This window comes from Pseudomonas sp. CFBP2511 (genome assembly GCF_030209255.1).
In the GTDB taxonomy this organism is placed as follows: Bacteria; Pseudomonadota; Gammaproteobacteria; order Pseudomonadales; family Pseudomonadaceae; genus Aquipseudomonas; species Aquipseudomonas avellanae.
Genome location: NZ_JARVSI010000038.1, coordinates 24,801 through 45,273 on the forward strand (window position 1 = coordinate 24,801; position 20,473 = coordinate 45,273).

At 59.3% G+C, this 20,473-nt stretch carries 22 protein-coding genes; 12 read left to right on the forward strand and 10 right to left on the reverse strand.

All coding sequences use genetic code 11. The features are described 5' to 3' along the window. Positions 1-321: 321 nt before the first annotated feature. Together QRN38_RS26835 and QRN38_RS26840 are read left to right on the forward strand one after the other, a co-directional pair. Positions 322-564 (forward strand): hypothetical protein, encoded by a 243-nt coding sequence (locus tag QRN38_RS26835; protein WP_010204398.1) that lies wholly within the window; start codon positions 322-324, stop codon positions 562-564. Next, on the forward strand, positions 561-3,302 hold the full coding sequence (locus QRN38_RS26840) for a beta-glucosidase (RefSeq protein ID WP_057417469.1): 2,742 nt from the start codon (positions 561-563) through the stop codon (positions 3,300-3,302). Before QRN38_RS26835 ends, QRN38_RS26840 begins: the two co-directional genes overlap by 4 nt. 15 nt (positions 3,303-3,317) lie before the next feature. On the opposite strand, the gene QRN38_RS26845 is transcribed toward QRN38_RS26840, so the two are convergent. From QRN38_RS26845 to QRN38_RS26855, 3 genes are all read right to left on the reverse strand, one after another. Then, complete coding sequence (locus tag QRN38_RS26845; RefSeq protein ID WP_007245868.1) at positions 3,318-3,968, reverse strand: TetR/AcrR family transcriptional regulator; 651 nt, start codon at positions 3,966-3,968, stop codon at positions 3,318-3,320. Between the two features lie 22 nt (positions 3,969-3,990). Then, entirely contained in the window at positions 3,991-5,352 is a 1,362-nt protein-coding gene (locus QRN38_RS26850) for an MATE family efflux transporter (RefSeq protein WP_057417470.1), read from the reverse strand. A 103-nt stretch (positions 5,353-5,455) separates the two neighbouring features. Beyond that, the gene (locus QRN38_RS26855) at positions 5,456-5,710 is read right to left on the reverse strand and encodes a hypothetical protein (RefSeq protein ID WP_003380539.1); all 255 of its coding nucleotides are present in this window, start codon (positions 5,708-5,710) and stop codon (positions 5,456-5,458) included. A 153-nt stretch (positions 5,711-5,863) separates the two neighbouring features. On the opposite strand from QRN38_RS26855, the gene QRN38_RS26860 reads away from it, so the two are divergent. Next, positions 5,864-6,181, forward strand: coding sequence for an ElaB/YgaM/YqjD family protein (locus QRN38_RS26860; RefSeq protein WP_007245870.1), 318 nt, complete (start codon positions 5,864-5,866; stop codon positions 6,179-6,181). Positions 6,182-6,288: 107 nt separating this feature from the next. Here the strand turns inward: QRN38_RS26860 and QRN38_RS26865 are convergent, their stop codons facing one another. After that, on the reverse strand, positions 6,289-6,639 hold the full coding sequence (locus tag QRN38_RS26865; protein WP_005766320.1) for a hypothetical protein: 351 nt from the start codon (positions 6,637-6,639) through the stop codon (positions 6,289-6,291). 269 nt (positions 6,640-6,908) lie between these two features. Between QRN38_RS26865 and QRN38_RS26870 the strand changes: the two genes are divergently transcribed. The 7 genes from QRN38_RS26870 (at position 6,909) to QRN38_RS26900 (ending at position 12,833) form a co-directional block, all read left to right on the forward strand. Continuing rightward, positions 6,909-7,979, forward strand: coding sequence for a M4 family metallopeptidase (locus QRN38_RS26870; RefSeq protein WP_005766322.1), 1,071 nt, complete (start codon positions 6,909-6,911; stop codon positions 7,977-7,979). A gap of 31 nt (positions 7,980-8,010) precedes the next feature. After that, entirely contained in the window at positions 8,011-8,310 is a 300-nt protein-coding gene (locus tag QRN38_RS26875) for a protealysin inhibitor emfourin (RefSeq protein WP_007245872.1), read from the forward strand. Between the two features lie 262 nt (positions 8,311-8,572). Further along, the gene (locus QRN38_RS26880; protein ID WP_057417471.1) at positions 8,573-9,202 is read left to right on the forward strand and encodes a paraquat-inducible protein A; all 630 of its coding nucleotides are present in this window, start codon (positions 8,573-8,575) and stop codon (positions 9,200-9,202) included. Continuing rightward, positions 9,199-9,813 (forward strand): paraquat-inducible protein A, encoded by a 615-nt coding sequence (locus tag QRN38_RS26885; protein ID WP_005766329.1) that lies wholly within the window; start codon positions 9,199-9,201, stop codon positions 9,811-9,813. The genes QRN38_RS26880 and QRN38_RS26885 overlap by 4 nt, the downstream gene beginning before the upstream one ends. Beyond that, positions 9,806-11,485, forward strand: coding sequence for a PqiB family protein (locus tag QRN38_RS26890; protein WP_005766330.1), 1,680 nt, complete (start codon positions 9,806-9,808; stop codon positions 11,483-11,485). Before QRN38_RS26885 ends, QRN38_RS26890 begins: the two co-directional genes overlap by 8 nt. Beyond that, positions 11,482-12,105: a PqiC family protein gene (locus QRN38_RS26895; protein WP_005766332.1), complete on the forward strand. Its 624-nt coding sequence runs from the start codon at positions 11,482-11,484 to the stop codon at positions 12,103-12,105. Before QRN38_RS26890 ends, QRN38_RS26895 begins: the two co-directional genes overlap by 4 nt. A 278-nt stretch (positions 12,106-12,383) precedes the next feature. Beyond that, positions 12,384-12,833 (forward strand): helix-turn-helix domain-containing protein, encoded by a 450-nt coding sequence (locus QRN38_RS26900; protein ID WP_011104417.1) that lies wholly within the window; start codon positions 12,384-12,386, stop codon positions 12,831-12,833. A 27-nt stretch (positions 12,834-12,860) separates the two neighbouring features. Here QRN38_RS26900 and QRN38_RS26905 read toward each other — a convergent pair whose 3' ends face one another. Beyond that, a complete protein-coding gene (locus QRN38_RS26905) occupies positions 12,861-13,772 on the reverse strand; it encodes a LysR family transcriptional regulator (RefSeq protein WP_057417472.1) in 912 nt (303 codons plus the stop codon). Positions 13,773-13,883: 111 nt separating this feature from the next. On the opposite strand from QRN38_RS26905, the gene QRN38_RS26910 reads away from it, so the two are divergent. After that, on the forward strand, positions 13,884-14,720 hold the full coding sequence (locus QRN38_RS26910; protein ID WP_005766337.1) for a pirin family protein: 837 nt from the start codon (positions 13,884-13,886) through the stop codon (positions 14,718-14,720). Between the two features lie 12 nt (positions 14,721-14,732). Here the strand turns inward: QRN38_RS26910 and QRN38_RS26915 are convergent, their stop codons facing one another. Beyond that, positions 14,733-15,596, reverse strand: coding sequence for an aldo/keto reductase family oxidoreductase (locus tag QRN38_RS26915; RefSeq protein WP_007245876.1), 864 nt, complete (start codon positions 15,594-15,596; stop codon positions 14,733-14,735). A gap of 139 nt (positions 15,597-15,735) precedes the next feature. Between QRN38_RS26915 and QRN38_RS26920 the strand changes: the two genes are divergently transcribed. Beyond that, entirely contained in the window at positions 15,736-16,644 is a 909-nt protein-coding gene (locus QRN38_RS26920; RefSeq protein ID WP_007245877.1) for a LysR family transcriptional regulator, read from the forward strand. A gap of 24 nt (positions 16,645-16,668) precedes the next feature. Here QRN38_RS26920 and QRN38_RS26925 read toward each other — a convergent pair whose 3' ends face one another. The 4 genes from QRN38_RS26925 to QRN38_RS26940 form a co-directional block, all read right to left on the reverse strand. Next, positions 16,669-18,198 carry a sodium:solute symporter family protein gene (locus QRN38_RS26925; protein ID WP_024666661.1) on the reverse strand — a complete coding sequence of 510 codons (1,530 nt, stop codon included), beginning with the start codon at positions 18,196-18,198 and terminating at the stop codon, positions 16,669-16,671. After that, entirely contained in the window at positions 18,195-18,455 is a 261-nt protein-coding gene (locus QRN38_RS26930; RefSeq protein WP_005766345.1) for a hypothetical protein, read from the reverse strand. Before QRN38_RS26930 ends, QRN38_RS26925 begins: the two co-directional genes overlap by 4 nt. A gap of 123 nt (positions 18,456-18,578) precedes the next feature. Then, positions 18,579-19,514, reverse strand: a complete 936-nt coding sequence (locus QRN38_RS26935) for a choline kinase family protein (protein ID WP_007245879.1) — start codon at positions 19,512-19,514, stop codon at positions 18,579-18,581. Further along, positions 19,511-20,464 carry an aminoglycoside phosphotransferase family protein gene (locus QRN38_RS26940; protein ID WP_005766350.1) on the reverse strand — a complete coding sequence of 318 codons (954 nt, stop codon included), beginning with the start codon at positions 20,462-20,464 and terminating at the stop codon, positions 19,511-19,513. The genes QRN38_RS26935 and QRN38_RS26940 overlap by 4 nt, the downstream gene beginning before the upstream one ends. Positions 20,465-20,473: the final 9 nt, after the last annotated feature.

A 20,473-nucleotide genomic window follows, 5' to 3' on the forward strand; every position in this document is an offset into this window, starting at 1 on the left:
AACAGTTAGGTTTATAAAAAAGAGAGAAATAAAAATAAAAAGTCACTATCGAGCTATAAAAATCCAAAAAATCAAAAAATATTGGTAAAAAAAGCCAATCACAGATCAAAATCAAAAAAATATTCCGGCTACAATCATCAAAAAACAGCAGCATGGCCAACTGATATCATTTATTAAACCGAGCGATGCGAATACTTTATCGCTCAGTGAACTTCTTAGTGTTGCGCTGGACTTAACACTCGGCCACGCCGCTGTGCCATTGCAATAACCCTCAGTTTTATTCTGTCACCCTCAATCGAGATGCAATCGATGAATAGATCCATGCTGTCTGTTTTCAGCGCAGTACTTGTGTGCGCGCAAAGTGTCTCCGCGCTGGCAGCGGACTCGACTTCCACGGCCGGTGCCGCTGCCGCCAGTCAACAGATCCGGGTGCAGGTGGAAGCGAAGCGCGACCAGTTGTCCGGCGCTGACAAGATCAGCCCGACGGCGCAGAAAAGCTCCTCCACCCTGCTCGATACGCCGGTGGACACCGACGATGCACCTGCGCAGGCACAACGCCCATGAACAGTTCTAATCAACCTTTCGCATCGACCAGAAGGACACTTGCCGTGTCAGCGTTCAAACAGACCCTGGGCCTGAGCCTGCTGACGTTCAGCGTCATGCAGGCCAACCTCGCGCTCGCCGCAGTGACACCGGCCACCGGCAACGCAGTCGAAGCCCGCGTCAGCTCGATTCTCGACAACATGAATCAGTCCGAGAAGATCAACTTTACCCGCGTGAATGACGGGCACATGATCCCTTCTCTGCTCAAGTGGGGCATCAAGGGCACCGTGGCGTATGACTCGTCGATGGGCGTGCACGTCAACAACGCCACCTTTGGCGCGCAGTACCCGTCGCAGTCCGCGCTGGCTGCCACCTGGAGCATCAACCGGGCCAAGGAATTCGGTCTGGCCATTGCCTACGAGACGCGTATTTCCGGTGGCCAGCAGATGCTCTCGCCTGGCGCAAACCTGTACCGCACCCCGTACAACGGCCGCTCGGCAGAGTACGTCAGTGGCGAGGACCCGTTCCTCGGCGCGGTCATGGCACCGGCCATCGTCAACGCCATTCAGGCGCAAGGCATTCAGGCCAGCGGCAAGCATTACCTGGCCAACGAGCAGGAAGCCAATCGCCAGGCCGTCGACGTCAAGGTCGATGAGCGCACCCTGCGCGAACTGTATTTGCCGGGCTTCGAGTCGATGGTCAAGAACGCCAACGTGGCGTCGATCATGTGCGGTTTCAACAAGGTCAATGGCGACTACGCGTGCGAAAACCATCACCTGATCACCGAGGTGCTCAAGGGTGAATGGGGCTATCAAGGCACGGTAATCAGTGACTTCAACGCCATTCACGACGCATTCAAGGGCGCTTGGGCCGGCACCGACATCGATATGCCGTCTGGCCTGCAATTCACCGAAGCCAAGCTGCTGCCTTACCTGTGGAGCGGGCAACTGACCCAGAACGTGATCGACGACAAGGTCAAGCGCAACCTGCGGGCCATCGTCAGCTACGACTTCCAGGAAAACCTTAATACCGCCAAGACCCTGGACCACCCCGAGTACGGCATGCGCGCAGCGCTGAATACCGCGCGTGAGTCCATCGTTCTGCTGCGTAACGAAAACACTGCGGCGGGCAAACCGCTGCTGCCACTGGCGCGCTCGGCGAAGATCGCCGTGATCGGCAACTGGGCACATGAAACACCTGCGTCACCATTCGGCACGGCCAACTCGCCGCCCAACAGCTACGTCACCGAACTGAGCGGCCTGCAGCAACTGGCGTCCAACAGCACCGACGTCACCTACCTCCCGGAAATGAGCCTGAACCCGGCGAATTCGACCTGGTATCAGCCAGCCACGGGTAACAACAGCATCAGCAATTCCGGGGTTAAAGCCGAGTATTTCTCCAACACCAGCTTTTCCGGCGATCCGGCACTGACGCGCGTCGAGCCAGGCGTAAACCTGAACTGGGCCACCGGCACCAACGTCACCAATGCGGGCAGCACGGCCGTGTCGGGCTTCAGCCCTTCAGCCGGTGCCTTCTCGGCTCGCTTCACGGCGACCATCAAGCCGACTGTCTCGGGCGCACAGGTGTTCAAGGTTCGCGCCGATGGCCCTTACAAGCTGTGGGTCAACGATGAGCTGGTACTGCAGAGCGATGGCGTGCCTTACTCAGGCGACGTCGTGAACGCGCTGACAACGTCGGGGAAAACTGCTGCATTGAGTGCTGGCAAGACCTACACCGTAAAACTTGAATACCAGCGCATTCAGGGTAATTTCATCCCTGTGCTGGGCGGCCTGACCGGCGTGCAGATGAGCTGGGCGTCGTTGCGTCCGCCGAAGGATCTGTCGAGCTACGATGCGGTCGTGGTTGCCACCGGCACTACGTCTGAAAACGAAGGCGAAGGTTCTGACCACGGTTTCGATCTGCCTGACCAGCAAGCAGAGCTGATCAGCTACGTCACCAAGGCCAACCCCAATACCATCGTGGTCATGCATGGCGGTGGTGTGGCCAACATGCAACCATGGGCGAACAAGGTCGGCGCGACGCTGCAAGCCTGGTTCCCGGGTCAGCAAGGCGGGCAGGCTCTGGCCGAGATTCTGTATGGCAAGGTCAACCCGTCGGGCAAACTGCCGATCACCATCGACAAGAAAATCGAGGATAACCCAAGCTACGCGTCCTACCCGGACCCGGCGGCCTATCGTGGCGACAATGCTCTGACCGAAATGACCTACAGCGAAGGCCTGTACATGGGTTATCGCGGTTATGACAAGAAGCACGCCAAGCCGCTGTACCCGTTCGGTTACGGGCTGTCCTACACCTCGTTCAGCTACAGCGACCTCAAGCTGTCGACCAACGTGCTGACCCCGGGCGCGACGATTGACGTCAAGTTCACCGTGACCAACACCGGCGACAAGGCAGGCTTTGAAGTGGCACAGCTTTACGTGCAACCGGTAAAACCGGCTGTAGACCGTCCGGAGAAAGAGCTCAAGGGCTTTACCAAAGTCTATTTGCAGCCCGGTGAGAGCAAGACGGTCAGCGTGCCGATCGACTCGCGTTCGCTGGCCTACTACGTCGACAAGACCGCAAGCTGGGACGTTGACGCCGGCAAGTTCAAGATTCTGGTGGGTGCAGATTCGGAGAACCTGACCCTCGACCGGACCCTGATTACCCTGTACCCGGAAAAGCTGACCACCCGCGACAGCAACCCGCTGCCGTTGCCACTGCGCAAGGCAGTACAGGTCAGCGCGGCACAGACGTACTGATCCACCCTTCAAGGCTCAGGGATGAGCCTTGATATCCCTTCCCAGACGCTGCACGTAAACCTCGAACACCGCCATGACATCCACGTCGTCCGGGCTTCTGAGCCACTGAATCTGCAAACCGTCCATGACCGAGAAGATTTCCTGGGCCAGGGCTTTCACGTTGATGTCCGCACGAACCTCCCCTGCTTCTATCAACGCGTTCAGATGACCGCGGGCATGCTCGTGGGTCATCTGAAATCGCTCACGGTGCCATGAACAGGCCGGGTGTGAAGGTGAGAGGCTTTCGGTGTTCATCAACAGCGCTGCCTGGCACTCATCGGCATTTTCGACGCTGAAGCTCATGCTCAGTTTGAGAAACTTCAGAAACCCGTCAAGCGTCAGTTCGGTGACCATGTCCTGAAACCTGGACGTGACCCGCTGATCCCTTCGCTCCAGCAACGCGCTGAGCAGCGCTTCCTTGTTGGGAAAGTGATGCAACAAGCCAACCGTCGTGATGCCGGCCAGCAGCGCAACCTCGCGCATCGATGCACTCGAGTAGCCGTCTCTGGCGAACACCACCGTGGCGGCGTCCAGCAAGGCCTTTCTGCGCATGTCGCCCTTGGGCGCCCGGCGTCGCTTGGGCGCTACCGATGCTTCGGATTCATTCCCTGATTCTTCGATGACCATAAAAACCTGATTACGCCTTGATTCAATGTGCCTGGGCGTTCATGCCCCCGGCCCTGCCGGTAAAAAACCGCTTTGCTGTCAGCGAGGCCGTAGCGATCGAGATCAGTGCAATGACCGCATTGCCGGCAAACATGCCAGGCAACGCGCCACTGCTGCCGAACCAGTGCGTGCCGGCCAGCACGAACGGCACTGTACCTGCTGTCGCTCTGAGCCAGGCGAACACCGCCACCCACCATGACTTTTTCATGGTGATGAACACGGCAATGGCGACAAAATCCAGCCCTATCACCACCCAGAGACCGCCGCCCCACCAGCAGAATGCAATGAATACCGCGCGGGCTTCGGCGCCGAGCTGGTACAGATCGGCAATCATGCCGCCGCACAGTATCAACACCAGCCAGACGGCCAATCCGTAAAAGACCACCATGCGCCGGCTGAAGACGATGGCCGAACGGACCCGATCATCCCGATTGGCACCGATATTCTGCCCAAGCACCGGAGCCAGTGCACCGGGCAGTGCAAAAAAAGCGCAGTAGGAAAATTGCAGGACCCGGTCCAGCACGGTCATGGCGGCCAGCGCTGAAGTGCCGAACGTAGACAGCGATGCAACAAGATAAGCCAGACCGACAGGCGTCGCCAGGTTTGCGGCCATTGCCGGAAGAGCGAGCCGGAAAGTACGCCCGGCATGCAGGCGCAACAGCTTGAGGTTGCGCGTGAACACCAGCCCTATGCGACGGCGAACCCAATACACGCCGATTGAGGCGGAAACGCCGGCCGACACCGCAAATGCAATGCCTGCGCCCTTCAGGCCCAGATCCAGAACAAAAATGAACAACGGGTCGGCGATCGCCAGCGTGGCAGCGGCTGACAGCACCACGGCCAGCGCCCGACGGTTATCACCGGTGGTTCTGAGCATCTGCGCCGACATCTGCATAACCGCCTGTAACACGGTAAACGGCAGGGTCAGCCAGATGAAGCTGCGCGCCGCGTCATAAGTGGCGGCCTCGGCCCCCAGCCAGTGAGTGATCGGCACCACCAGCGCTAACTGCAGCGCAGCGCCCAGACCCGAGACCATGACGACCATCAGCATAAGGCTGGCGGTGAGTCGCGGCACAGACCTGGCGGCCCGGTGGCCTATGCGCTCCGACAGCACCGCTGCTGCTGCGATGATCAGGCCGGTGGTCAGTGCCGAGTTGAAAAAAAGCAGCACCTTGGCGATGCCCACCGCAGCCAGAAGCACCGGATCGTGCAGCATCGAGACATAGACCAGCGTCAGAATGTCGACGAGAAATATCGCAAACAGGCTCAAGGCGCTGGTACTGGCGGTCACAACGATGTGCTGCGCTACGCTGCCTTGGGTAAATCTCGCGCCGGCGTGGGCCATCAATGTTTCTCAAAAGGCCTGACGAGCCCCGAATACAGGGCTCAAACCATGATAATGATCGTCTGTCGCGTGGCTATATCTTCAGCGGCCATCGTTTACAGGGCTATCGGGTAGCCGCCATCAGACGATTCACTTCGCTGCGCACCATGTTGGCGTACTCCGGCGGGCTCATCGTATCGAGTTCGGAGCGTACCCATTCGGACCATTTGCCCTTGCGCTTGGCGCGCTCACCCATAAGGCGCGCGGCCTCGCCCTTGGCTTTGCCCAGATTGCTCTGCCAGAGGTCGAACAAACGGGATTTTTCGTCTTCGAGAGCAGTACGTTCAGGGAGCGGCCGATTGGCCAGATTGAAGCTCATGACAGTCACCTACGGCTAAAAACGGCTGCATCTTACACCGGTAAGGGGCTTTGCCTGCAGAGTCTTGCGTCAGGTCATTCAAGCAAGTGCAACTTTTCAGGATGCGCGAGACTCCATTGATCACTATTGCCATCACTTGAAAGGAAAAATGCCATGGCTCGTAAGACCTCTGCTCAAAATGCTGCCGATCAGATCAAGGATCAGGCATTCAGCGACCTGCAGGCGCTGATCGAAGAATCAGACAAATTGCTCAAGGAAAGTGCCGCACTGGTCGGCGAAGAAGCTGAAACGCTGCGCGCGCAGTTGAGTGTCAAGCTCAAGCAGGCACTGGACTCGATGGCCAGCGTACGTGACCGCACCAAGCCGGTTGTAGAAGCGACCGAGACTTACATCGGTGGCCACCCTTGGCAGACCGTGGCTATTTCTGCAGGCTTCGGTCTGGTAGTAGGCCTGTTGCTGGGTCGTCGTTGATCGAACTGCAGCCTTGAACGACAAAGCGGGCCTCATTGCAGGCCCGCTTTTTTATTTCAGATGCTCAAGCAGATGACCAGCCCAGCAACACCATGACCTGCAACAGGTCAGCGAGTGTGTTGCACCACTGACGGTTGTGCAAAGCGGTGGGACTTGGTCACTTTGGCCTGCAGCGCCACCCGCTGCTCCTCGGCCTGGGCCTGGCTTTCATAAGGCCCGATCAACAATTGCTGTTTGCCGTCGATGTCCACGATGACCGGCGCATAGCTGCGCTCGAGCAACCAGGCACTGGTGTCGCTGACCGCTTCACGCGAGTTCATCTGGATGAACCACTGTGGCGTAGAGACCGGAGCAGTGCTTGCCGCGTCCTGGGCTTTTTCTCTGGCGGGCGCACGAGAATTGCCTGCATCACACCCGGCCAGGGCCAGTATCGCCATCATCATTACCGTCTTGCGCACGTAAGTCTGCTCCTCGTCTGAAGTGGCGCGAGTCTAGCACTCCCGCGCGCCCTGTTGAGCGACTGTGTCGAGGTGTCGCACGCACGGCAAAATACTGCCACAGCTCAGGCAATACGGGCCTGCCGAACAGATGGCCAGGTTTTACGATGACCGGCGATCATGTAATCAGATATTTCGTTGCACGTTAACGTTACACACAGTGTCAAAAGTGTTGCGACCATGTTGATCGATGGCTTGCCGCCATCGGTGCATTAGTACAGGAGTTCATCATGTGCGACGACCGAAACCCCCTGCATTGTTTCATTCCGCCTTACATGCTGGAGCGTATGGCGCAGTCCCCCAAGAACCTGATCAGCGCCAGAGCCATTGCCAACCTGACCAGCAGCTCGGCGTTCCTTGCCTCTCGCCTTTCTGCGCGAGCCATGCCATCCATGCACGCTATCAAGTCGCCGGATGGCAAAAAACACCGCGCGATTCACGACGCCAAAGGTACTGACGATCTTCCCGGCGTTATCGTCCGCAAAGAGGGCCAGGCACCGACCGGCGACAAGGCTGCAGACGAAGCCTACGATGGCTCCGGCGATGTCTACGACTTCTATGCGCAGCTCTTCGAGCGCAATTCACTGGATGACAATGGCATGTCACTGGTGTCGACCGTGCATGTCGCCGAAGTCGACTTCAATGGCGACCACGTGCCCCTGAGCAATGCCTATTGGAATGGCAGCCAGATGGCGTACGGCGATGGCGATGACCTGGTCTTCAAGCGATTCACCGGCAGCCTTGAAGTGATCGGCCACGAGCTGACCCACGGTGTACAGAGCTTTACCTCCAACCTGGACTACAAAGGCCAGTCCGGTGCGTTGAATGAACACTTTGCCGATGTGTTCGGCATGCTGGTACGTCAGTGGAAGCAAGGCACCAGCGCCGCCGAATCGGACTGGGTGGTCGGCAAGGAGTTGCTGGTGCCTGCACCGACCCGGCGAGGCATTCGTGACATGGAAAGACCCGGCACCGCCTATGCCAACGACCCGGACCTTGGCGACGATCCGCAACCGGCAACAATGGCGGATCTGTATAAGGGGGCCAAGGACCGGGGCGGCGTGCACATCAACTCGGGCATTCCCAATCGGGCCTTCGTGCTGGTGGCCAAGGCACTCGGCGGAAATGCCTGGGAAGTGGCAGGCAGAATCTGGTATGAAACGATGTTGGCGTTGGAATCGGACAGCCAGTTCGTCGATTGCGCCAAAACCAGCATAAAAATCGCCGGCGACTCGCGTTTTGGTGCAAAAGCCAAAAAAGCCGTGCAAGCGGCCTGGAAAGAGGTCGGCGTCAAGGTGTAAGCCGTCAGCTATAACTAAAAAGGTGCTCGAAATGAAGGTCTGTCTAGTGCAATCCGGCGGTTTTGCGGGCGCGATCAAACGTTGTGAAGTGGACACCGACACGCTTGACCAGCCGGATGCCGAGCAGTTGCAGCGACTGGTGACTGACAGCGGTCTGAATAAATCGAGTACCGCATTCAACGACCAGGCGCGGGATTTGAATCAGTACGAGATCACCATCGAGGACGAAGCCAAAGCGATCTGCCTGACGTTCGACGAGCACAATGTGCCGACCTCCGCCCGGCAATTGCTTGGCTTTCTCAAGCAACGCGCCAAGCCCGGCAAGCTGTGAGCTACATCGGCCTGACAAGACCTGCAAGGCCTTTGCCCTTCGGACAGTACGCGAAGGGCACAGGCCGATGCGAATTCGCCATCCTCTCGCGCCCGTGAAATAATGGCGCCGTGACATCGGAACCACCCTCCACCGCTGCGGTCAATGATTTGTATCCGCAGGTTGTTATCCGCCGTACAAAAAAAGACGCTACGTAATGCCATAAAGAGGTATCTTTTCGTGCCTCGCGTTCTTACCTCTTACTTCTGCATCCATGGCGTCGATGAGCACTGTGCACCCTACTGAACATTCATCTGGCCTGATCATCTGCGAACATTGCGATTCGCTGTACCAAGCCCAGCCGCTGCAACCCGGTGAAGCCGCATTTTGCCTGCGTTGCCAGGCAGTGCTCGGCCGCGGCCATCGAATGTCCATCGAGCAACTGCTGGCCCTGACCATCGCCGCCGCGATGCTCTTCGTGTTCGCCAATCTGTTCCCCGTAATCAGCATCAGCATGAAAGGCCTGACCAACGAGGTCACGCTCTGGCAGTCGGTCGAGGCCCTGGCTCAGGGCCGTATCACCCTCATTGCGCTGGTGGCCGGCCTGTCGATCATCTTTGCCCCGCTGCTGCAGATCGTCCTGCTGTTCTGGGTGCTGCTGCATGCTCACAAGGGGGTGATAGCCCCAGGCTTCAAGGCCTGCATGCGCGCGCTGGAGCACTTGCGCCCATGGAGCATGCTGGAGGTATGCATGCTTGGCATTCTGGTGGCGATCATCAAACTGTCCGGCATGCTCGATGTGCACCCAGGCGTCGGCCTGTGGGCGATGGCGATGCTGATGGTGCTCATTCTGCTGATTGCCAACAAAGGCATACGCAGGCTGTGGGATGAGCTGGGAGTGAAGCCTGAATGAACGGCATCCCTTTCGCCCACGAGCACAAGCTCTGCCTGTGTCACACCTGCGGCTATGCCTGCGAGGAGGACGCTGCGCGCTGCCCGCGCTGTGATTCGCCGGTGCACCGGCGCAAGCCCGACAGTATCAGCCGCACTTGGGCCTACCTGATCGCCGCACTGATTTTCTATATTCCGGCCAACGTGTTGCCGGTGATGTACACCAATTTGCTGGGCAACCGCAGTCAAAGCACCATCATGAGCGGCGTGCTGGAGTTCTTCGAGAGCGGCTCGTGGGACATCGCCATCCTGATTTTCGTTGCCAGTGTCGTGGTGCCCTGCATCAAGTTTCTGGTGCTGGGCATGCTGCTGATCACTTGCCAGCGCCGCAGCACCTGGGCGATGCGTGAACGTGCACGTCTTTATCGCTTCATCGAGCTGATCGGCTACTGGTCGATGCTCGATGTGCTGGTTGTGGCCCTCGTGGCGTCTCTGGTGCAGTTTCGTGAGCTCAGCACCATCGAGCCACGCATTGGTATTCTGTTTTTTGGCTTGGTAGTGGTGATGACGATGTTCGCCGCCATGAGTTTCGATCCCCGGCTTATCTGGGACGCAGAGGTTGAAGATGTCTGACAATACCCTCCCCCCGTCTGCTTCAGTGCCACGGCCTGAAGTCAAACGTCGTCGCCTGAGCGTCTCGCTGATCTGGCTGGTGCCGATCATTGCAGCGATCATTGGTGCATCCATGGCGTTTCACGACTGGATGAACATCGGGCCGAAGATCACCGTGAGCTTTTTGACCGCCGAAGGCCTCGAAGCCAACAAGACGCAGGTCAAATACAAGAACGTGGTCATCGGTATGGTTACCGAGATCAGCCTCAGCGACGACCGCACCCATGTGCTGGCCAACATCGAACTCAATACCAGCGCATCCCCTTTCACGCGGATCGACAGCCAGTTCTGGGTTGTACGTCCGCGCATTGGTGCCCACGGCGTATCGGGGGTCGATACCCTGCTGTCAGGCGCTTTCATTGGCGCAGACGCAGGCAGCTCGGACGAAACCAAGACCAGCTTCACTGGCCTGGAAACCCCGCCACCAGTGACCTTCGGCGAAAAAGGCAAGCGTTTCACCCTGCACACCGACGACCTCGGCTCGCTGGACATCGGCTCACCCATCTACTATCGCCGTATCCAGGTTGGCCAGGTGGTTGCCTATGACCTGTCCAAGGACGGCCGTGGCGTCGACATCCAGATCTTCATCAATGCGCCGAACGATCAGTACATCACCACCGACACGCGTTTCTGGAATGCCAGTGGCGTAGACATCACGGTTGGCGCCTCGGGGGTGAAGGTCAATACTCAGTCCCTGACCTCGATCCTCTCCGGCGGCATCGCCTTCCGCGAGCCCAACTGGAGCCCCGACAGCAAGCCGGCTGACGAGAATGCCGAATTCAAGATTTTTGAAGACCAGACCACAGCGCTGGCACCACCCGATGGCGAGCCGCGTTACATCCGCATGCGTTTCAACCAGTCGCTTCGCGGGCTGGCGGTGAACGCGTCGGTGGATTTCCTGGGCGTTACCATCGGCAAGGTGGTGTCGGTAGACCTGGATTACGATCCGGCCACCAAGACCTTCCCCGGCATTGTCGGTGCAGTGATCTACCCCAAGCGTCTGGGTGCTGCCGAGTCCAAGTTGAAGGAACTGGGTGGCGCAGGGGATGAAGAAGAACAGTCCGCCAGAGTGTTGGGGGCGTTCGTCGCCAACGGCCTTCGTGCCCAGGTACGCAATGGCAACCTGTTGACCGGCCAGCTGTACATCGCCATGGAGTTCGATCCGAAGGCGCCGAAAGTGTCGTTCAACGCCAAGGCCCGCCCACTGGAAATTCCGACGGTGCCGGGCAGCTTCGACAAACTGCAAGAGCAACTGCAGGCGTTCGTCGAGAAGCTCAGCAAACTGCCAATCGACCAACTGGCGGGCAATCTCAACGGTACCCTGAGCGAGCTGCAGAAGACGCTCAAGCAGGTCAACGGCAGCGTGCTGCCGCAAATGCGTGGCACCTTGCAGCAAGCCGAGAAAACCCTGGGCACCGCCAACGACTCATTCGCTGAAGACTCGCCGGCGCGTCAGCAGTTGGGCCAGGCGCTGGATGAGGTGCAACGCACCGCCCGTTCGGTCCGGGTACTCACCGACTTCCTCAGCCGCCACCCCGAGTCGCTGATTCGCGGTCGCACCGGCGACGCCGCGCCACGTTCATTCAACGCCCCGTCCTCGTCCCGAGCCATTGATCCGGAGCCAAAACAATGACCTTGCGCCTGAAACTGATGGTACTCGCCGCTGCACTGGGCATGGGCGCCTGCACCTCGACGCAGACCCACTATTACACGCTGATCGCACCGATGGGCGCGACCGGCAGCGCAGCAGCCAGACCCGCGCCGTTCCAGTTTGAAATGCTCCCGGTGATCATGCCGGTGCAGGTCGACCAGCCGCCCCTGGTGGTCCGTCAGGGCAACGGTAGCCTGGCGATTCTGGACACCGAACGCTGGGGATCGCCACTGGGCGACGAATTTCACGACGCGCTGACCCCGCAACTGGAGCGTCGATTCGGTAGCCGCGACATGGCCGGCCTGCCGAAAAACGGCGACCAGCCTGTGCTTTCGGTTCGCACGGACGTACGCCGCTTCGAGTCGATGCCCGGCCATTACGCCCTCATCGATGTGGTGTGGACACTGGGGCTACGCGATGCAGGCGCTACCGCCGGCAGCAAAAGGCAAAGCCTGACCTGCAGCAGCGTGATCCGCGAGCAGGCTGCAGAAGGCATGGAAAACCTGATTCTTGCCCACCAGAAAGCGGTTGCAACCCTGGCTGAAAAGATCGCAGCCACGGCGGCAAGCTGGGCGGCACAACCCTCCTCGCGCTGCCTTTGAAGCTTTAGGGAGGCCGGTATACGGCCTCCCGATGTAACTTGAAACGCGTTTAGAATCCCCACTCAAAAGCATTCAAGTCAGTATAAAAATGTATCACCGCGTTTAATTCCTACGTAGACTCTCTTCACCGTCTGGCACGTTAGTACCTGATTGGACCGAACAGGCGGTTTTCCGCATGTGTTCGAGCGCCTTGCCCGTTGTTGCCAGAAACGCTTGTTAACCCAGACTGTTGCAGTAAGCCCAGAGCATCTGGCAGACAGCCTATCGAGGACAAACGTATGACAGGGATAGGTCCACGACTCAAGAAAGAACGCTTGCGGCTAAAGATTTCGCAAAGTGCACTCGGGGCCATAGGCGGTGTGGAAACCAACGCCCAGGGCAACTACGAGAACGGTGTGCGCTCCCCACGCGCAGACTACCTGTCGCGCATTGCGGATGCGGGCGTCAACGTTACCTACGTCGTTACCGGTTTCAGTGACGCTGCACCCACCCCCACCGCGCAGGCCACGACCACTCGGGAAAGTGACCCGCTAAAGCGCGTGGTTGCGCGCCTGCACAGCAATCTGCACAACGTGACGCAGAACATCTACCACGTTACCCGACTGATGGAATCAGATGCTGACGACGGAAATCTGGACAAAGGGCAGATGGAAAACATCAAAAATGACGCAGAAGCCATCACCGTCGCGACCGTTCGCCTGATTTACATGACCTCTAAACTGAAGTGACCTCGATTCCCGTGCAGCCACACTGGCTCACTGCGCGGGAAACGCGTTGACCCTGAGTTTCTCCATCACCAACCCGATAAACGCCGATACCGCCAGAGGCAACTGTTGCCGACTGGGGTAAAGCACATGCAGGCCATGACTGGTGCGCTGATACTGCGCCAGTACCGGCACCAGCAACCCGCTACGCAGATCGGCACGAATCAGGGTCGCTGGCAGCAACGCGATACCCAGACCGGCGAGCGTCGCTTTGCGCAATGCCTGAGCGGTGTTGGCGTTGAAGCGACTGGAGAGCTGCACATCGTGTATTTTCGCGTCCGGCCCGAGCATTCGCCAGGTGGTGGAACCACCTGGATACGCTGCGCTGACGCAGTCATGCGCCTGCAGACTCTCCAGCGAATCGGGCATGCCGTGAGTTGCGAGATAGGCAGGGCTGGCAACCATGCCGTCGCGCGCCTCTTCGATCAGTTGACGCCCCACATAACCTGAATCCTGCAAAGGGCCGCCCCGGAACGCGATGTCCAGCCGGTCGGCGATCAGATCGGCGCGCTCGTCGCTGAGCACGAATTCAAGCTGTACGCGTGGGTAGCGGGCGAGAAAATCGGCGACCCAGTCCATCGAGAAAAAATCAAAAAAATCCGCCATGGCCGCGATGCGCACTCGGCCGCTGGGCTCTTCTCGCCCTGAGACAAGCTGCTCGGCGGCACTCATCAGGCCATCGACTGCCGCCGTGCAACGCTCATAAAAGTGCTCACCTGTCTGGGTCAACACCAGCTTGCGCGTGGAGCGCTGCAACAAGCGCGTGCCAAGCTGCACCTCCAGGTGCTGAATCCGCCGACTGACAGTATTCGACGGCATGCCCAGCTGCCTCGCGGCCTGCGCGAAACTGCCGCTGCGCACCACCTGCACAAACAGCGCGACATCATTGAGATCCGCAATCAAGCGCTTATTCCTTCTATTTATGGATGAGTGCAAGCCAACTATACCGGCTAATAAGCCAATCCACAGACGCTTATGCTGTGCGCTCAGACATAACGTCCAGAGGAAGAGCCCATGAACAGCATTGTCGCCATAAAGCCTCGCGCCATCACCCATCGCACCAGCGGCAGAACACGCGGGCCTGTCACCCGCTTGATGAGCCCGGGCGATCTGGGTCAGTTGCTCAAGCCTTTTATCTTCCTCGACCAGTTCGGCTTCAAACCCGAGCCGGGTAACAAGGGCTTCGGCATGCACCCGCACTCAGGCATCGCGACGCTGACTTACATGATCGAGGGCGAACTGGCTTACGAGGACACCACCGGCAAATCCGGGCTACTGCCGAGCGGCGGCGTGGAATGGATGAGTGCCGGTAACGGGGTGTGGCATGACGCCAAGCCGGTGAACGATGCACCGATTACCGGCTTTCAGTTGTGGGTAGCCCTGCCCGCCGCACAGGAAAACGGCCCTGCACACAGTGTTTATCTGGCGGCCTCTCAGGTTACCCGGGAAGGTCCGGCACAGGTGCTGCTAGGGCGTTACGGCAGCGCACAAAGCAGCATACCCGCACCGGCAGACATGAATTATCTGGCCGTGCATTTGCAGGATGGCGAGCACTGGCGTTACACACCGCCAGCAGGCCATACCGTTGGCTGGCTGGCCGTCAACGCCGGGCAGCTCGACGCAGACGGCCCGATCACGGCGGGTGAAATGGCGGTCTTCGAAGAATCGGATCGCCCTATCGACTTGGTGGCGACAGGCCCGACCTGTTTCGTGCTGGGGTCGGCGATCAGGCATCCGCACGATCTGGTGACCGGTTACTACTCGGTCCACACCAGCCAGGCCGCGCTGATACAGGGCGAACAGGAAATCGAACGCATTGGTGCCCTGTTGCGCGCGCAAGGCAGGCTGTAAACGTGCCGCTCTTCACACCGCGCTGTCGAGCTCGGCGAGAAGATCAGGCGCGATGATCAACTCGCTCGCGGTCAGATTCTCGCGCAAATGCGCGACGGAGGATGTGCCGGGGATCAACAGGATGTTAGGAGCGCGCTGTAACAACCACGCCAAGGCGACGCACAGCGGTGAGGCATCAAGCTGCGCGGCTACGCGAGTCAGGGTTACCGACTGCAAAGGTGAAAAACCACCCATTGGGAAGAACGGCACGTAGGCAATGCCCTGCTCGCCCAATTGGGCAATCAACAACTCGTCAGCGCGATGGGACAGGTTGTAGTGGTTCTGCACGCAGACGATTTCAGCCATCTGCTGCGCCTGCCGGACCTGATTCGCGGTAACGTTGCTCAGCCCAAGGTGGCGGATCAGACCTTGCTCTTGCAGCCGGACCAGCGCGCTGAAGGATTCTTCAATGGAACCCTCTGCGGGTGCCTGATGATCGCCCCATGCGCGAAAGTTGACCACGTCCAGCGCATCCACTCCGAGATTTTTCAGGTTGTCATGAACGGCCTGGGTCAATTCTGCCGGACTGCAAGCAGGGTTCCATGAGGCATCAGCCCCGCGCACTGCGCCGACCTTGGTCACGATCAGCAGATCATCTGCATAGGGATGCAGGGCTTCGCGGATCAGTTTGTTGGTGACGTGCGGGCCGTAGAAATCTGCGGTATCAATATGATTGACGCCCAGCGCCACGGCCTCGCGCAGCACCGCGACCGCCGCTTCGGGGTCTTTGGGAGGGCCGAACACGCCAGGGCCGGCCAGTTGCATCGCGCCGTACCCCATGCGATTGACGTGGTGGTCGCCCAATAGAAACGTACCCGCTGTGTTTGCATTGCTCATTTCATGCGCCTCGATGCGATGTGTGTACCTCACTATAGGCATTGACCACTTCGGCGATAATCGGGTGCAATCGGCACAGCCTGTACGGTTCATAGAACACTGACCGGCAAACCTTCGTCGCAACGCCTTGAGCGAACACATGAATACAGATATTCAGGACTTGCTGGCATTTGTTGCAGTGGTCAACGCGGGCGGCTTTCGCGAAGCCGCCCGCATCAGCGGCAAGTCTGCCTCCAGCCTCAGCGACGCCATCCGGCGCATGGAAGCGCGCCTGGGTGTGCGCCTGCTCAACCGCACCACCCGCAGCGTGACCCCCACCGAGGCAGGCGCCAAACTCATGGAGCGGAGTGTGCCAGCGCTTGCGGCAGTGGAGTCTGCGCTGGATGTGGTCAACGACTTCCGTGACCGGCCATCCGGCACTCTGCGGCTGAATGTGCCGGTCAGCGCCGCCCGGCTGGTGCTGCCGTCGATCATCACGCCGTTTCTGCAGACCTACCCCGACATTCGCCTGGAGGTGGTGACCGAAGAAAGCTTTGTCGACATGCTCGCAGCAGGCTGTGATGCAGGCATCCGTTACGATGACCGGTTGGAACAGGACATGATTGCCGTGCCCATCGGGCCGCGCTTCCAGCGCTTCGCCACCGCAGCCTCGCCCGCTTATCTGGCCGCCAGAGGACGCCCCGAGCACCCGCGTGATTTGCTGGACCACGCGTGCCTGCGAGGCAAGTTTCCCAGTGGCAGCCTGCCGCCCTGGGAATACGAGCAAGAGGGCGAGACCATCAGGGTCGACCCGAGTGGCCCATTGATTGTGAGAATAGGCGGTGCTTTCGACCTGACCGTGCAGGCGGCAATCGACGGCCTGGGTGTTGTCCACCTGTTCGAAGACTGGCTGCGTCCGCACCTGGACAGCGGAACGCTGGAACCGATACTCGAGCCCTGGTGGCAACGCTTTACCGGGCCGTATCTGTATTATCACGGCCGTCGGTACCTGCCCTCGCCGTTAAGGGCATTCATAGACTTTATCAATGCCGGTCGAGACGCCATCTGAGCGAATCGACCGCACGTGTGCCGGTCAGCTCATGGCCGGCGCCACGCCTGCAGGGTGACGCTGCGGCGCAGCCATGGCGAACAGCTCATCGACTCGTCGCACTTCCTCCGCGCTCGGCTTGATGACCACGGCGCAGGCGACAAAAATGCCCGCATTGAAGATCAGCCCGACAATGCCGCTGGTCAACGAACCCAGCCCGGGAATGTCATCCGGGTAGATCGTGGTCAGTACGATGGCGATCACTATACCCACCAGCATGCCGGCAATCGCGCCCTGCTTGTTGCCGCGACGGCTGAAAACCCCGAAGAACAGCGGCACAGCCAGCTGAATGATGCCCTGATAGGAAATCTGCGCCAGCAATTGCAGGCGTGCGTAGTCGAAGGTCAGGTACGCCAGCAGCGACGCCGCGGCAATGAACACGACCATGCCGGCTTTGGCGAGTATAGTTTTTTCGCGATCACTGCGCGGTGTGTTCCAGGTCGCCAGATCGTTGGCGAACTGTGTACCGCACACCTGCACGCAACCGTCGACATGACCGATGCTGGCGGCCAGAACGATCATGATTGCCACGGCCAGCAACCACGGCCCGCCGATGTCGAACAGCGACAGGAACCAGCCATGCTGCGGATGGGCCGCTACGTTCGGGTCCTGACTGATGGCCGCAGCGAACAGCATCAGAATGCCGTAGAAACCACCCACCAGCAGGATGGTCAGCAGTGTGCCCTTCTTGACCGAGCGCACACCGCTGGCGGTGTAGATACGCTGGAAGCTCATGGGCCAGCACATCGAGCCGATCACGCCGGTAAAGATCAGGCTGAACATGTACATCGGCCCGTAGGTGCTGCCTGTACCGCCAGGAATCACCAGCATGCTGGCGGGCAGCTGCGACAGGTTCGAGAACGACGCCTGAGCACCGAACATCAAGAAGATACACAGCGCGGCACACAACACATAGGCAATCAGCCCTTGGTACATGTCGGTCATGATCAGGCCGCGCATGCCCATGCTGACCGTCCAGTATTGACGAATCAGGATCACGGCAACCCCGACCAGCAGGCAGGTGGTCACCCCCCAACGACCGAAACTGGCGAACTGGAACAAGGTCGCAAGGGCCTGAATGCCCATCACCACCCACGGGAATACCGAGATGATGCCGATGATCGAAGCGATACGTTTGACCACCGGGCTGTTGAAGCGCATGCCCAGTAAATCAGGCTGAGTAGTCAGGTTGAAGCGTTTGCCCCAGGTCCAGGCGCGATTGGCCATCAGGTACATCGCCGTCACCCCGAGCGTGGCGTAGACCATGCCGTAAAAGCCCAGCGCGCCACCCACGGACAACGCAAAGAATGCAGTAAAGGTCGCGCCCGGCCACCAGGAGTTGGTGTAACACATGGCGATGAACCACGGACCGTAGGAACGCCCGCCAACGGCGTAATCGGAAAAGCTGTCGCTCTTGCGGTTGGTCGCATAAAGCACGGCAATCATGCCGGCCAGAAACACGCCGATCAGACCAAACGTGATGTACAGATCCGAAACCGTTGTTGTGCTGATCATTGTGCATCCCCTTCTTCAGGAATTTCGCCTAACAGGGACTCGACCACGTACAGCACCCACAGGCCCAGGCCCATCAGCACGGCAATCAGAATCCAGTAGAAGATCGGTAACGGAATGCCCAGTACCAGCACGCTGCTGCCACTGACGTTGAGGTAGAACGGCGGAAACAGCGCCATCATCAGCAAAGCGAAAAAATAAAGGCCAAACACCAGGCTTTTCAGGCGGCCGGGATTGCTTGAGAGCGGAACGTTACTCATGGAGTGCTCCTTGAATTTCAGGATCTGACTATCGATAAGTGACCGGATAAAACTCAAGCAGTGAAAGGAGCATGCGGTAATCCGCTATTTTCTTATTGTGGGTTGCAGCGTGGGCTTGCCGGGTTACGCCTGTCGCAGCCAGGTTTCCCATTGCGAATCATTGATGATGCTGCGCGCACGCATGTGTTTCCAGGTGCCGTACTTGTAGAAATCGAAGTCCAGTTGCGAGACTGCATGCTGAACCATCGCCCATGTCGACCATTTGAGGTCGGCCAGCGCCTTGTTCAGCTTGATACGTGCCACGGTTTGCGCACTCACCTGGCCGAAGTAGTCCTCGATCAGCGCCAGCTCCATGTCGTCGCTGAAAAACATTTCGCCAAACCACAACGCCAGCTCGTAATGACGATCGTTGTTGGAGGCGTACTCGAAATCCACCAAGCGAATCTGCCGCTCGGCGTTGAGCATGAAGTTGCCCGCCAGCGTGTCGTTCATGCACGGTGCCAGGTCGATTCCGGACGCTTCAAGGGCCGCTTTGGCACGCTGATACTGCAAGCACAGCCAGCTGTCGTCCTGGGGTTTGAGGCCCTTGAGATCCGCCACCTGGCCCTGGTGTTCGGCGATCATGTCGAAGACCGTCTTGGTCTGTTTCAGCAGGGGTTGATCGTTGAAGGCCTTGAGCCCATGCAACGCGCCATGACGTATGTCGCGTTGCAGAAAGTCATGGTTGGACGAAGCTCGCCAGCCTTCCATGAACTCGAACACCTCGACACCGAATGCTTCGAGAAATGCGAACACTGGCGCGCCGTAGCCGGTTTGCGCCGCTTTCACGCTGGCTTCGTGAGCCGTGTGGCGGTCGATGAACATTTCTGTGCCCGCGCCCGGCACCTTGAAGAAATAGGCCGTGTCCGCCCCTTCGACCTCGACCCGCCAGTTGGTGTTGGAGATCCCGCCGCTGACCGGTGCATACCCGACACGTCGGCCCTGCCAGCTGTCGATACTGCGCACGGCGGCTTCAAGCTGGCGCTCCTGGGTGCTGGTGGACTGCCCTAATGTTTTCATGCTCTACCCTCCTGAATCTGACGCATCCAGCCTTCCAGCCGTGGGTCCTGAACACATTGCCGGCAGCGTAGCAACGTCCATTGCCCGACCTTGGAGAACTCCAGTTGCCTTGCAGAGATGCTACCGCTCCAGAATCCCCACAGTGTCCAGTACCAGTCATTGATCAGCGCATACAGCCGGCAGACGGCGTAGTCGACCTCAAGGCACTGGCCCGCCCAAGCGCTGATGCCGGCGCGCCACTCGCTCTCGAACGAATAAAGCTCATTGAGGGTAATCGCTACGTCGTACCACGGGTCCATGCAGCCGCCATAGTCAAAATCCACCAGGCGTAACCGGCCATCACCGGACACCATCACGTTGCTGGCCACGCCATCACCGTGCACCGGGACGGACCGAAGCTGACGTTTTTGCAAGGCCTGCCAGACCATGTCCACGCAGCGGTCGATCCATTGCTGTTCGGCGGGCAGCGCAACGCCGTCGCGCTTGCACAGTGCGCGAAGGCGCTCGATATCCGCCATCGGCGAGCGGGTGAAGTCCGGCGCAGGCCCGGCGTGCACCTGGCGTTTGAGTGCCCACAGCGCGTCCAGCCGACCCGGTACGAGCAGGTCATCAAGCCGCGCGGTGCGCCATTGAGGCCCCAGGTCCTCGAAAATCAGCACGCCACTCTGCTCGTCGCCACTCAGCAAGCGTGGCGCTGCACCGCTGAGGCCTGCGCACTGACTGGCCTGCGCTGCAGATACGAAATCGATAACAGGCGTCATGTCGGCGTACAGCACTTTTGCGTAACAGCGGCTTTCCCCGAACGACACTCGAAAGCCTGCCCACTCGGTGGACAGCCGCGACGGCGATGCCACGCCCTGCGTGACGGGCTCGACGTGCGGCTCTGAGTCGAACCCGTAACTCGCCAACGCGCCAAGCAGGCGTGTGTTCAGGCTTTGTGCATATGACATGGTCAGCCC

Coding starts and splice junctions, on each gene's coding strand:
- QRN38_RS26935 (WP_007245879.1), bottom strand. CDS start 19,514: ATGAAAACATTAGGGCAGTCCACCAGCACCCAGGAGCGCCAGCTTGAA.
- QRN38_RS26900 (WP_011104417.1), top strand. CDS start 12,384: ATGACAGGGATAGGTCCACGACTCAAGAAAGAACGCTTGCGGCTAAAG.
- QRN38_RS26885 (WP_005766329.1), top strand. CDS start 9,199: ATGAACGGCATCCCTTTCGCCCACGAGCACAAGCTCTGCCTGTGTCAC.
- QRN38_RS26925 (WP_024666661.1), bottom strand. CDS start 18,198: ATGATCAGCACAACAACGGTTTCGGATCTGTACATCACGTTTGGTCTG.
- QRN38_RS26850 (WP_057417470.1), bottom strand. CDS start 5,352: ATGGCCCACGCCGGCGCGAGATTTACCCAAGGCAGCGTAGCGCAGCAC.
- QRN38_RS26845 (WP_007245868.1), bottom strand. CDS start 3,968: ATGGTCATCGAAGAATCAGGGAATGAATCCGAAGCATCGGTAGCGCCC.
- QRN38_RS26880 (WP_057417471.1), top strand. CDS start 8,573: ATGAGCACTGTGCACCCTACTGAACATTCATCTGGCCTGATCATCTGC.
- QRN38_RS26915 (WP_007245876.1), bottom strand. CDS start 15,596: ATGAGCAATGCAAACACAGCGGGTACGTTTCTATTGGGCGACCACCAC.
- QRN38_RS26855 (WP_003380539.1), bottom strand. CDS start 5,710: ATGAGCTTCAATCTGGCCAATCGGCCGCTCCCTGAACGTACTGCTCTC.
- QRN38_RS26930 (WP_005766345.1), bottom strand. CDS start 18,455: ATGAGTAACGTTCCGCTCTCAAGCAATCCCGGCCGCCTGAAAAGCCTG.
- QRN38_RS26870 (WP_005766322.1), top strand. CDS start 6,909: ATGTGCGACGACCGAAACCCCCTGCATTGTTTCATTCCGCCTTACATG.
- QRN38_RS26890 (WP_005766330.1), top strand. CDS start 9,806: ATGTCTGACAATACCCTCCCCCCGTCTGCTTCAGTGCCACGGCCTGAA.
- QRN38_RS26920 (WP_007245877.1), top strand. CDS start 15,736: ATGAATACAGATATTCAGGACTTGCTGGCATTTGTTGCAGTGGTCAAC.
- QRN38_RS26875 (WP_007245872.1), top strand. CDS start 8,011: ATGAAGGTCTGTCTAGTGCAATCCGGCGGTTTTGCGGGCGCGATCAAA.
- QRN38_RS26840 (WP_057417469.1), top strand. CDS start 561: ATGAACAGTTCTAATCAACCTTTCGCATCGACCAGAAGGACACTTGCC.
- QRN38_RS26895 (WP_005766332.1), top strand. CDS start 11,482: ATGACCTTGCGCCTGAAACTGATGGTACTCGCCGCTGCACTGGGCATG.
- QRN38_RS26910 (WP_005766337.1), top strand. CDS start 13,884: ATGAACAGCATTGTCGCCATAAAGCCTCGCGCCATCACCCATCGCACC.
- QRN38_RS26835 (WP_010204398.1), top strand. CDS start 322: ATGCTGTCTGTTTTCAGCGCAGTACTTGTGTGCGCGCAAAGTGTCTCC.
- QRN38_RS26860 (WP_007245870.1), top strand. CDS start 5,864: ATGGCTCGTAAGACCTCTGCTCAAAATGCTGCCGATCAGATCAAGGAT.
- QRN38_RS26940 (WP_005766350.1), bottom strand. CDS start 20,464: ATGTCATATGCACAAAGCCTGAACACACGCCTGCTTGGCGCGTTGGCG.